At 65.1% G+C, this 12,000-nt stretch carries 12 protein-coding genes; 9 read left to right on the forward strand and 3 right to left on the reverse strand.

What is annotated here, in order from left to right:
* The first annotated feature begins 98 nt into the window (after positions 1-98).
* From EFL95_RS16430 to EFL95_RS20155, 8 genes are all read left to right on the forward strand, one after another.
* Positions 99-452 carry a hypothetical protein gene (locus EFL95_RS16430; protein WP_123235182.1) on the forward strand — a complete coding sequence of 118 codons (354 nt, stop codon included), beginning with the start codon at positions 99-101 and terminating at the stop codon, positions 450-452.
* Positions 453-496: 44 nt separating this feature from the next.
* On the forward strand, positions 497-1,435 hold the full coding sequence (locus EFL95_RS16435) for a M23 family metallopeptidase (protein ID WP_148045087.1): 939 nt from the start codon (positions 497-499) through the stop codon (positions 1,433-1,435).
* Between the two features lie 24 nt (positions 1,436-1,459).
* Entirely contained in the window at positions 1,460-1,747 is a 288-nt protein-coding gene (locus EFL95_RS16440) for a DUF6112 family protein (RefSeq protein ID WP_123235184.1), read from the forward strand.
* Between the two features lie 174 nt (positions 1,748-1,921).
* Positions 1,922-3,031, forward strand: coding sequence for a type IV secretion system protein (locus EFL95_RS16445; protein ID WP_183407225.1), 1,110 nt, complete (start codon positions 1,922-1,924; stop codon positions 3,029-3,031).
* Positions 3,031-4,491, forward strand: a complete 1,461-nt coding sequence (locus EFL95_RS16450) for an SCO6880 family protein (RefSeq protein WP_183407226.1) — start codon at positions 3,031-3,033, stop codon at positions 4,489-4,491. Before EFL95_RS16445 ends, EFL95_RS16450 begins: the two co-directional genes overlap by 1 nt.
* Positions 4,488-5,849 carry an ATP-binding protein gene (locus tag EFL95_RS16455; RefSeq protein WP_123235187.1) on the forward strand — a complete coding sequence of 454 codons (1,362 nt, stop codon included), beginning with the start codon at positions 4,488-4,490 and terminating at the stop codon, positions 5,847-5,849. Before EFL95_RS16450 ends, EFL95_RS16455 begins: the two co-directional genes overlap by 4 nt.
* Positions 5,846-7,525: a type IV secretory system conjugative DNA transfer family protein gene (locus EFL95_RS16460; RefSeq protein WP_123235188.1), complete on the forward strand. Its 1,680-nt coding sequence runs from the start codon at positions 5,846-5,848 to the stop codon at positions 7,523-7,525. Before EFL95_RS16455 ends, EFL95_RS16460 begins: the two co-directional genes overlap by 4 nt.
* Entirely contained in the window at positions 7,522-8,046 is a 525-nt protein-coding gene (locus tag EFL95_RS20155; protein ID WP_123235189.1) for a DUF4913 domain-containing protein, read from the forward strand. The genes EFL95_RS16460 and EFL95_RS20155 overlap by 4 nt, the downstream gene beginning before the upstream one ends.
* 249 nt (positions 8,047-8,295) lie before the next feature.
* On the opposite strand, the gene EFL95_RS16470 is transcribed toward EFL95_RS20155, so the two are convergent.
* The gene (locus EFL95_RS16470; protein ID WP_148045088.1) at positions 8,296-9,249 is read right to left on the reverse strand and encodes a hypothetical protein; all 954 of its coding nucleotides are present in this window, start codon (positions 9,247-9,249) and stop codon (positions 8,296-8,298) included.
* 13 nt (positions 9,250-9,262) lie between these two features.
* Complete coding sequence (locus EFL95_RS16475; RefSeq protein ID WP_123235191.1) at positions 9,263-10,639, reverse strand: aminotransferase family protein; 1,377 nt, start codon at positions 10,637-10,639, stop codon at positions 9,263-9,265.
* 126 nt (positions 10,640-10,765) lie between these two features.
* Between EFL95_RS16475 and EFL95_RS16480 the strand changes: the two genes are divergently transcribed.
* Positions 10,766-10,993, forward strand: a complete 228-nt coding sequence (locus EFL95_RS16480) for an FCD domain-containing protein (RefSeq protein WP_123235192.1) — start codon at positions 10,766-10,768, stop codon at positions 10,991-10,993.
* Here EFL95_RS16480 and EFL95_RS16485 read toward each other — a convergent pair.
* Positions 10,990-11,973 carry a LacI family DNA-binding transcriptional regulator gene (locus tag EFL95_RS16485; RefSeq protein ID WP_123235193.1) on the reverse strand — a complete coding sequence of 328 codons (984 nt, stop codon included), beginning with the start codon at positions 11,971-11,973 and terminating at the stop codon, positions 10,990-10,992. The genes EFL95_RS16480 and EFL95_RS16485 overlap by 4 nt on opposite strands.
* Positions 11,974-12,000: the final 27 nt, after the last annotated feature.

Consider the following 12,000-nt stretch of genomic DNA (forward strand, 5'->3'; position numbering starts at 1 on the left):
TCGATCACGCTGCACCACAACCACCTAGCTCGGAGCCAGCAGCGACACCAAGTTTCGTAGACCCCACGCCGTACGGGAATCCGCAACAGCAGGCCGTCGTGGTCAGCAAGCGGTTCGTCCGAACGACCTTCACCTACGACGCCTTGGCGCAGGAGAAGCTCGCGTTCCTAAAGAGGGTCCGACCCCTATCCACGACTGCAGAACTGTCGCGACTCCAACACTCTTCGCGGGCCGCCCTCAACTGGCCGGCGCTACGGTCCCGGCACGAGAGCACGAGGATTCGGATCACCGGAGCCTCAAGTGACCTCTCCGCGTCCAGGATCCGGATACAAGCAGAGCGAACGACCCGCACGTCGTTCGGGGAGGTTACTGACTTCATCGAGGTAGTGGTGGGAGTCGTACAGCTGAACGGCGACTGGAAGGTCTCGTCCGCAACCGGAGTGGGACTGTGAAGGCACTAGTTCTGTTCTCAACGCCGCTCCTAGCGGTGATAGCGATGCTGTTCGCTGTTGTTGTCGTCCTGGCGCCCGCCGACCCGAACCCGTCGTTAACTCTCGCCGCATCTGGGTGCATCAGCACCCAAGACGATTCCGCCGCCGACGTTCGACTGGACCGCGAACAGCTTGCGGTAGCCCGAACGATCATCTCCGTCGGTAAGTCAGTCGGTGCCCCTCCACGCGGCTGGGCGATCGCGATCGCGGCGGGACTCCAGGAGTCCGGGCTGCGGCCGATTAACTTCGGCGATCGAGACTCCTTGGGCGTATTCCAACAGCGCGCGGGGTGGGGTCAGGCCGCCGAGCGACTCAACCCGCGTTCCGCGGCAAGGATGTTCTTCCTCGGGGGACGGCACGGCCAGAAAGGCTTACTGAAGGTCGTCGACTGGCAATCTCTGCCCCTGACGGCCGCGGCCCAGGCCGTACAGCACAGCGCCTACCCGGACGACTACGCGAAGTGGGAAGGACTTTCCGTCCAGATCGTTAGGCGCCTAGCCCACAGGGACGGCTCGTGCATCGCACATGGCGCGTGGGTGCTGCCGACGGGGCGCACCCCGTACGTGTTGACAGCCGGCTTCGGCGAGTGCGGCGGCCGTTGGGCCCACTGTCACACCGGTCAAGACTTTGCCGTCCCTATCGGCACGCCGATCTCAGCGGCGAGCACCGGGTTCGTCGTCTTCGCTGGCCGGTCAGGGCCCTACGGGCTGCTCGTGCGAATCCTCCATGCCGACGGAATCGCCACCTGGTACGGCCACCTGAGCGAGATCCGCACCAAGGTCGGATCACACGTGAGCCCCGGCGAGCTCATCGGCCTTTCCGGTGCGACAGGCAACACCACGGGCCCTCACCTCCATCTCGAGGTCCGCACCAACGCATCCGCCTCCGACCAAGGCACTCCGATCGACCCCTTGCCGTGGCTACACAGCCACAACGTCCTGTGACACCAACGAAGAAGGAGCACAGCCATGTTGATCCCCCTCGACGTCCACGTGAACCCGAACTCGAACGGGCTTCCTGGCGGCATTCAAATCCAACAGGTCCTGGATGGACTCGCAGCCTGGGCGCTGCTCGCAGCTCTCGGCGGCCTGCTTGTGAGCGTGATCGTTTGGTCCGTCGGGAGTAACGGCGGCAACTATCACGCCGTCTCGCGCGGGAAGACCGGAGTTCTGGTCTGCGGAGCGGCGGCAATGGTCGCAGGTGGTGCTGCGCCGATCATCAACTTCTTCGCCAATCTCGGTTCCCAGATCCGGTGATCAGAGATGTTGACGGTAGTTGCAGAGTCGGCGCGTCCTCCGACCGTCGGCGTACCGACTGGCTGCTCCTGGTGGAACCTAGCCTGCAAGGGTGGTGAGCAGGTCGCCAACTCCGGGCTGAGTGCGATAACTAAGTCGATCGCCTCCGGCGCCGAGGATCTGCTCGGACAGATCGTGAAGGTCATCGACGAGTCGTCCAAGGTTCCGCTTGCAGACCCGGTTTACCGGCACGTCTACTTCGGCTTCCTAGGTCTGGCCGCAACTCTCGTAGCTGTCGTCCTGCTTGTTGCTCTCATCGTGGCTAGCTTGAAACGCGACGCAGCCACGCTCGGACGGGCGGCAGTTGGCGTCGGAGTCGCAACACTGGGCGGCGCCTTGTACATCGTGTTCGCCCAGTTACTCGTCGCAGTAGACGACTGGCTGTCACACGGAGTTGTCGAGGTCACCGGTTACGACCTGACCAAATCGATCAGTCAGATCGCGGTCGGGTTCCACAACATTGCCGGCGCTCCGGGTGAGATGGCGGCCAACATGCTGCTCATCCTGCTGATGCTGATCATGCTGGTTTCGGGGCTGATCCTTTGGTTCGTCCTGGTTCTGCGCAAGATCGCGATCCTGGTCGTCGTTGCGTTCGCGCCCCTCCTGATCGCGGGCTACGGATGGGCGCCTACGCGTTCCTGGGTGCGTAAGACGACGGAGGTTCTCATCGCCTTGGTGTTCACAAAGACCGCCATCTTCACTCTCTTTGGAATCGGTCTTGCACTGATGTCCCGTGGATCCGACCAGTCCTTAAGCGACTTCGTCGGTACCACGGTGCTCATGTGCGGGGCATGCTTCACACCTCTCGTCATGCTGAAGCTCGTTCATTTTGCAGGCGATACCCACCTGGCTCACGACGCCATGTCCTCCCTCAACGGTGGCATCCGGCCCGTCTCGGATCGATTGGGACGGCTTGCTCCCGGGGCATCGATGGGACGTGGCGATCTCGCCCGGTCCCAGGCCACCGCGCCGGTGCCCGAAGGCCCCGGTCCGTCGACGGCCGGCGCGCTCAATCCCAGTGCCGGAGGTGCCGGCGGTGCTGAAGCCGCAGCGGCCGGAGTGGCGACTGGCGGCGCCGCGACCGCGGCGCTGATTGCAACCGAGACCGCCAGAGCCGCCAAGACAGGCTCGCAGAAGGCAGCTGGTTCGGCCCAGGGTTCCGCGACGGCACTCCTCGACCGTGACAGTGAACGGCCTCTGCATGGACCAGCCCCATCTGACGGCAACAGCGAAGGAGATGCATGATGAGCGCCGTACTGAAGGAACCGCCCACGTACACCTTCGGGCGCCGCGATCGCGGCGGACTGCTTCTTGGATTCAAAGGCACACAGCTGTCCGTGCTGGCAGCCGGGTTCGGAGCAGTACTCATTGGATTGCTGGCCGCGGGCACTCCGGGCGGGGTCGTCGGGTTCAGCACGCTTGCCGCGTGCGCGTTCCTTGCCTTGTACCCGATCCAGGGGCGAGCGGTCGTCGACTGGGCGCGGCCCATTGCGAACTACATCCACGGCCGCCTGGTCGGAGGTTCCCGCTACCTCGGTGGAGCGAACGCACTTCGTCGGTGCAAGGATCTCCGGCTCGACCTTCCGGGCCTCGGTCAGCATCTGCGCCTCTACCAGGCCCGACCTTTCGAAGGTCCCGTCGCCGTGTTGCGGATGGGGAACCGCTGGACGGTTGTCCTCAAGGTTCGCGGGCGCAACTACGTGCTCGCAGATCGAGCGACACAGGAACGCCGGATCGCGGACTGGGGCGCGCTTCTTGCGCAGTGCGGTCAGGAAGGCTCACGAATCGCTGCGGTCCAGTGGCTCGAGCGCACGGTTCCCGACAGCGGGCACGACCTGGCGAACTGGTGGGACGAGCGAGGTGACACCGCATCGGCGTACGCGGCCGCGTACAAAGAATTGGTCGACCATGCAGGACCGGCCGCCACCCAGCACGAGAGCTACTTCGCTGTCTCGATCGATGCACACAAGGTGCGCCGTGCGGTCCGCCAGGCCGGCGGGGGCCCTGAAGGCACGACGAAGGTATTGCTTGGGGAGCTGACGTGGATCAAACAGGCATTGGCACGAGCAGACATCGATGTACTGGGAACTGCGAGCGCGCATGACCTCGCGGCCATCGTTCGTAGCCAGTACGACCCGAAGACCTCAACTCTCCTCGAGGAACACGCACGACGTCCCCAGCCCGAGACGGCCGGCCCGATGGCTGCTGAGAACCACTGGGATCACTACCGCACAGACAGCGGATTCCACGCGGTCTTCTGGATTGCTGAGTGGCCATCAGTGCCGGTCGAAGCGGCGTGGATCTACCCCCTCATTTCGCTCGGCGGGATCAGACGCACCGTTTCGGTGACCGCTGAGCCCATCCCACCGTCCCGGTCCATGCGCGAGTTACGGAGCCAGCGGGTGGCAAAGCGCGCCGACGAGGCGCAGCGCCAACGCATCGGCCAAGTCGAGACGGCCCAGGACGACGAGGAGTACGCCGCGATCGACAGGCGTGAGCGTGAGCTCGTACGCGGGCACACGGAGTACCGCTACACGGGTTGGATCACGGTTACGGCGACTAGCCGGGAGGACCTGGAAGGCGCGTGCGCAACAGTCGAGCAGGCAGCGGTTCGGAGCGCGCTCGAGCTCCGGCGCGTGTACGGCGAAGTCGACCAAGCGTTCCTACGCGGTGGCCTCCCGCTGACAGCAGGAGTCGAGCGATGAGGCAGACGAAGGTACGGCGGGATCAGAAACCGTTCGCCGTTGCCAGCAGGGCGACTGGGAGAAGCCTTCGATCCATGCGCGTTCCGGTCCATCGCGCGACCACCCGGAACCTTCAGGCTGCTTACCCGTTCACCGTCGACTCAGCCCTCGGATCCCGAGGGATCTACATCGGCCGGCAGGCGGGCTCGGACGCCAGCTTCGTCTTCGATCCCTGGGAGCTCTATACCGAGAACGTCATCACCAACCCGAATATCCTGCTTGCCGGTGTCATCGGTCGCGGGAAGAGCGCCCTGGCCAAGTCACTGGCGCTTCGCATGACGGCATTCGGCGTTCGCGTGTATGTGCCCGGTGACCCCAAAGGCGAGTGGGGCGAAGTCGCGCGAGCCCTCGGCTCAGAGCCGATCGTCTTGGGGCGAGGCCTGCCGGCGCGCGTCAACCCGCTCGACCCAGGCGACCGGCCAGAAGGCCTCTCCGCGGACGAGTGGCAGCGAGAGGTACTCGCTCGACGCAACAACCTGCTGGCCTCTCTCGCCGAGACAGCTCTTGATCGCCGACTGCTGCCGGTGGAGAGGAACGCACTCCTTGTCGCGCTGACGGCCGTCACCGGAGCACGTGATCCGGAACGCGGGCCGGCACCAGTGCTTCCCGAGATCGTTACTGCGCTGCTGAACCCGACACCGGAGACAGCGGCAACACTGAGCATGACGGAGCGCGAACTGGCGCTTGATTCACGCAACCTGGCCCTCGAACTCCGCAGGCTCGTGGTTGGGGACCTGGCGGGACTCTTTGACGGTGCGACCACCCACCACCTGGACTTCAATGCCCCGATTCAGGTGCTCGATACGTCTCGGCTGGCCGGGGACGACACAGCCATCGCTCTCTTGATGACCTGCGCGTCGGCCTGGATGGAGACCACGCTCGCCTCAGACCGCGGCGGCCGCCGGCTTGTTGTGTACGACGAGGCATGGAGGATGCTGCGCCACCTGGCACTCGTTCGTCGTATGCAGTCCCAGTGGAAGCTATCGAGGGCACTGGGCGTTGCAAACCTGGCCGTCGTACACCGCATCTCCGATCTCGGTGCAGTAGGAGCAACCGGCTCGGAGGCAGTCGCCCTGGCACAAGGTCTTCTCGCGGACTGCTCGACCCGGATCGTCTACGCCCAGGAGTCCGACCAGGTCGAGATGACTGCACATGCCCTCGGGCTCTCGGATGTGGAGGCCGATCAACTCGTCCACCTTCCGCGGGGGCGAGGACTATGGCGAATCGGCCGGCACGCTGCGATCGTCGACCACATTCTCGGAAGCGCGGAATGGCCGGTCATCGACACCGACGGTCGGATGAGGGGTGATTCCTCATGAGTAACGAGAGGAATCAGGCAGACGACGGCGTCAGGCACCTCGGCTGGCTGCTCCTCATTGCTCTCGCCGTCGGCGCCTGGAGCTGGTTAACGGCTCTCACGTCCTTGTTCGTCAGGGGAGAACCGCTCGGCGCGGCCTCGTTCAGCCGTTCGCCTAAGTTTGTGACCGGACTTGTTGAGTCGAGGAGCCCCTCGCGCGCCTGGCACGCAGCGAACCCCCACGCCGCTTCGCTCCACGCGCCGACCTTCTGGGCCGTGCTTGTCCTCGGCATGGCTGCTCTGCTGACCGTTGTCGTTGCCCTTGGCCGGCGTTACCGAACGCGCCGAGAAATCGACGCTCCAGCGCGATGGGCAACCGGAGCGACCGAGAGGATGCTCGCAGTTGCAGCCCGGCCCGACAGACGGCGCTGGCAGCTAACAGCGGGACGCAGCCTCGCAAGTGGGAAACTCCTCGCAGGCAAGGACTGCGTCTCTGCGGTCGCATTCGGGCCGAACGGGTCCGGCAAGACGACCAGCCTGATCGTCCCCAACGCGATCGATTGGGACGGACCAGTCGTCGTCACGACCTCAAAGTCCCAGGATCTCGCTCCCGTCATCAGAGCAAGGGCAGAGCGCGGGCCCGTGTGGATCATCGCCCCTGGGGGTGCACCTGGCTACAAGTGTGTGGGTTGGTCACCCCTTCCGGCCGCGACCAGCGAGGAAGCAGCCGACCGCCTTGCCGAGTGGATGGTCGAGTCCTCGGGCATGACCGACGACCCAAAGGCTCGACCTTGGAACGCACAAGCGCGCAAGTACCTCAAAGGCCTGCTGCTGGCAGCCAATGCATCGGGCAGCGACCTCGCGCAATGGATCACCTGGATCCACTCCGGTGACCGGGCCAAAGACCGGATCGCCGAGATCCTGGACAGCGCAGGTTTCCCGAATGCCAGCCGCGAGTACATGTCGACCTGGCAGATCCACGAGGAAGGACAAGGCTCGGTTCTCTTCACTGCACTTGGCCTAGCCGACACTTACTCGCGACCTGGAGTGGCAACCAGCGCCGACGACGGCGGCTTCGACCCAGCGACGCTCTTCGAAGAAGCGGGAACGCTGTGCATCGTCACACCAAATTCGGAAGGCGATCGCTACGCGCCGTACTTCACGGCCCTAGTCACCGCAATCATCCACGAGGCCGAGGAGCGCGCTGCGCGCCACGGAGGCCCGCTCACCCCACGTCTTCTCCTCGCGCTTGACGAGGCTGGCAACGTCTTCCGCTACCCGAGGCTCCCCCACCTCCTCACGACCGCGCGAGGGAACGGTGTCCAGCTCATGCTCATCTACCACGATCTCGCACAGGTTGAGCACCTGTACGGCGGACGACAGGTGGCGCGGACCGTCCTGTCCAACGCGAAGATGCGAATGCTGTTGCCTGGCGTGGGCGACCTGGAAACTCTTCGATACTGGTCCGAGCTCATGGGACAGACTCGAACCCAAACCCATGGCGTGACCACAGGATTCGACGGGAAGAGGAGCCGATCCAGTAGCGAGCACAGCGACTTCCTCGCGCCTCTCCACCAACTTCAACAACTGCCGGCGCGCCAGGCAGTGCTCCTGTACGAGAACCTCGCGCCCACAAAGGTCCGACTCATCCCCTGGTACGTGGACCGCCGCTATCGCTACCTTCGAGGCCGACCATGACCGAAATCGAGCTCGACCCCGTAGGCCGCCAGGTGGTCCAGCACGCCCAGACCCTGAGTCAGTTGCGTCGCGACCTCGATCGCCTGGCAAGCGAGCTTGCCGATACGTACGCGGACGTGCATTCGCGGCTGGACGAGTTGGCGACTGGCCGAACTTCCGTAAGCACGCCGTGGTCATGGCGAACGATCGGACCGAACGCGCAGGAGGAACTCTCAACCGAACTTCGGCGGTGGGTGCGATGGATCCGTGCACGCTACCCGCTAGCCAAGAAGGTGCCGAGCTGTTGGGAGGAGCATCCGGAGGTCGTCGAGGAGTTGACGGCGCTCTGGGTTGCCTGGCAGGCCGCATACGAAGAGCGGGACCCATCCTTGACGGCAGCGGCTGAATGGCATGACCGCTGGCTCCCAGGGCTTCTCCATCGCCTCGAGCACGGGCCGTTTGCGCTGGACTGCAGCGACTCCCACCATTCACGGCCGGCAAGCTGTTATGCGCCATCAGACAGCGTGACTAGTCCTCAGTAGTCGGGACACAGGGCCTCCGCCGTGGTGAGCAGCGCCGTGAAACCTGCGACCTCTGGGGTCTGAGCCTGTTCAGACAAGTCGCACGGCATCCCGCTCCAGCCCAGATATGCCGCCTGACCTGCAGGTTTGCGTTTCACGCGTCTCGGGACGTCCTGCCCGGATCCATCAGTTTCGCAGCGTTTGGGCGCAGTTTCGGTCGCGCGGCGCGGGCAGCCCGCGTATCTGAGATTCGATCCGATCCGATCTAGCTCAAGGCGCTCCGGCAGGAGCGGCGCTGGGATCTTTGTGGATGAACCAGTTGCAGGGCCCCGAGGTGTCGCAGCCGTCTAGCGGACGCATCGGCGGCCGCCCCTCCTGCTGGGGTAGCCACTCCATCACGATCGCCGAGTGCACGGCGTACCAACCCACGCCCACGCGATTCCACGACCAGTCGTGCGCGGTCCGCGTCCCCGCCGGGTCACAACCAGGCCGTCCGCTGTCAGGATCCCCGCGCCGAAGGACCCCGCAGCTGCCGCACGGGTCGAGGACCATTCTGAACCGGTCGTCCTCCTCGATGATTCCTACATCTCCCCGGTGACGAGGCCCCGAGAGATGCCCACGCATACCCTCGACTGAGATCTGGAGTCGCTCGACCGGCGTCATCTGCGGCCACGCAGCGTAGCGATCGCGCCAGAGTTCTTCGTACGTTCGGATGACAACATCCCGCACTGCCTCCTCGCTGTGCCGCTCGGCGATGTCGGCGAGCAGGTGCTGGATCCACCAGACCAACTGGTCGTGGACGGCGGCCATGCGGACACGCATGGTCTCGATGCGCGCACTCGCAGCGTCCAAGTCCTGCGCATCGCAGGCAAGCGCGACGGCCACCAGATCTCCATCGCCCGGCCCGAAGCTGCGCATCGCTGCGATCACCTGGCGAGGCTCTGCCACGCCGTCCACCGACACACCCGACCCAGGGAAGGCCAGGATCACCTCCAGCCAGGTGAACAAGGCATTGTTGATCCGGGTCATCTCGTCGAGGAAATACTCAGCGAGATCGCCGGCTATCTCCCACTCACCCTTGGCGAGGTGTTGCTCTGCCAGTGTCTGAGTGGAGACTCCCAACGTATCCATGCCGTCCTGTCGGATCCGACGACCGAGCAGATCGGACCACAGCACAGGACTTCCCGCTGGCCCGGGACGGGACGTGACCTCGGTACGACTCATTCGCGATCAGTCCTTATCGCCGTGCTTCGAAACGGCTCAGACCTTCGTCGAAGATCTCCACGATCCGATCGATCTCGTGCGGCTCGATGATCAGCGGCGGAGCAAGCAGGAACACGGTCCCGGGGTGCACTGTCAGCGTGACAAGCCCGAGGTCGCGCAGCTCGCGCCGCAGCCAACCACAAGCTGCGACCCCGCTCCCGAAGTTTCCAGCCTCGGAATCGGTTGCGAACAGCTCGAGACCGGTCAACATGCCCACGCCCCGCGCATCCACGAAGGAATCGTGTCGGGCTAGCGTCCTCAGGCCTTCGCGGAGCCGCTCCCCCATCAGGCTCGCGCGCGTCGGCAGGGCCTCCTCCTGGAGGATCTTGATGTTCTCCAGAGCGACGGCGCATGCCACTGGGTGCCCGCCGTAAGTGTGACCATGCGCGAACACCCGGTCGGCACGCTCCGCGGCGGCGATCTCGTCCACCACACGCTCGTGCACGACCGTGGCGCCGATCGGCATGTAGCCGGACGACAACGCCTTCGAGAAGGTGAAGAAGTCAGCAGTGACGCCGGAAAGCTCGTGGGCAAACATCTTCCCGGTGCGCCCGAAGCCGGTGATGATCTCGTCAACGATCAGCAGGATCCCGTTCTCGTCGCACAGCTTGCGCAGCGCTACCAGGTCCTCGGGCGGGGCGGCAGCAACCCCGGAGGCCGTGGCGCAGGCATCAACGATGACGGCGGCGATGTTCTCAGCACCCTCCCGTTCGATCGTCGCTGCGAACTCTGGCGCGCCGGCGGCGTAGCGCGCACCCAGACCCCAACCGGGTCCGGTGGCCGGACCCTCAGCAACGACGCCGAACCGGTTGTCCCCCAGGTAGATGTCGTTGCGGGTCGCGTAGTAGCGCCCATCGCAGTTCATCGCACCGAAAGTGACTCCGTGGTACGCACCGAACCGGGTCACGACCTTGCGCCGGTTCTTGTCGCCGCGGACCCAGTGGTACTGAAGTGCCAGCTTCAGCGCGGTCTCGACAGCCTCGCTACCGCCCGGAGTGAAGTGCACCTTCTTCATGCCCGAAGGAGTCAGCTCGATCAGCTTCTCAGAAAGTTCTAGCGCCGGCTCCGAGCTGTACCGGAAAACGTCGAGGAACGCCAACTGCTGCATCTGACGGGCGGCAACCTCGACCAAGCGGGTGCGGCCGTGCCCGACGGCCATGGCTTCGAGCGCACCAACACCGTCGAGGTACCGAGTGCCGTCCTTGCCAGTCAGCCAGACGCCCTCTCCGGACGTGAGAATCGGAAGGCCGTTCGGATCCAGCTCGTTCGTCGGCGGACTGAACGGGGGCCACATGAACCCCGGGCTGAGGTCAGCCCCGGTCCGGGTCGGCTGCTCCGTCGTGCTGGTCATCAGTGGTTCCTCTCGCGGGAATGATGCTTATTCAAACGTTTGAACTGACCGTATGTCACGGCCCCCCGATTGGCAAGAGGGTGCCTCAGGTCGACGCGACTAGCGTGACGTCGACTTCCACCTCGCATCACCCGCCCGGCGACGAACACCGTCGTGGTCGAGAACCTCGACCAGACGCTCATTCGGATGGTGTTGTACAGCGGCTACGGTCAGTCCGGTGCGCCGGTGGAAGCTTGGGAAGAGCACCAACTGATCTCGGAAGCGATCCCGGCGAAAGACCCGGACGCCGCCGCACATGCGATGGGCGCCCACCTGACCGCCGGACTAGGTCGCATCCGGAAGGCCATCGGCTAGGCAACGGGGCCGGTCGAGTCCCTGACCACCACCTGCATCGGCTTAGCCACGACCTCGTTGATCGACGCTGACGGCGAACTCGTCGCGAGCAGTTCGATCGCACGCGCGCCGAGCTGCGTCAACGGCATCTGCACGGTCGTCAGGCTCGGCCTGACCAAGCCGGCGAGCTCAGCATCGTGAATAGCGACGACCGAGAGGTCCTCTGGCACCTGGACTCCGGCATCGTCCAGCGCCTGCAGGGCACCGACAGCTGACGGCAGGTTCGCCACCACCACCCCGGACAACCCGAGATCGGCCTCGAGGAGCCGGCGCATCGCTTCACGTCCGCCCACAGCGGTGTACTCACCTGGGATCGGTTCGGCTATCTGCTCGAGGCCACGGTCACGACAGGCCTGCTCGAAGCCGCTCAACCGGCGAACCGATGTGTCCGCGCCGGCCGGACCGCCGATGAAGGCGATCCGACGATGCCCAAGGCCAGCCAGGTGGTCGACGGCCATCCGGGACGCCTTCTCGTCATCGAGCACGACGTATCTGTCCACGCCGGGGACCGCACGGTTGACCATCAGGTACGGCACGCTCAGGCGGCTGTGATCGATCCCGGAGCCGCCCGCGATCAGCAGACCGTCCACCCGACCGCCGTCCAGCGCTTCCAACCAGTTCGTCCGGTCCCAGCCCTCGCCGCTCGTGGTGAGCATGACGCTGCCCAGCCGGGCCGCGGCTGCCTCCGCCCCGATGATGATCTGCGCGTATACCGGGTTGTTGAAGGTCGGGATGACAAGCCCGAACGCGCCTGCCTTCGCGTTCTTCAGGCTGCGCGCGATCGCGTTAGGACGGTACTCCAGCACCCGCGCCTGCTCGATGATCCGGGCACGCGTCTCCTCGCGCACCTTGACGTCCTCGCCACGCAGGACGCGAGACACCAAGGAGATGTCGACACCCGCGGCCCGGGCGACGTCGGCAAGGGTCACGCGACCGGCCATCGGGAACTGCGCCTCACTCTCGTCCGG

Source organism: Nocardioides marmorisolisilvae (assembly GCF_003725775.1).
Taxonomy (GTDB): Bacteria; Actinomycetota; Actinomycetes; order Propionibacteriales; family Nocardioidaceae; genus Marmoricola; species Marmoricola marmorisolisilvae.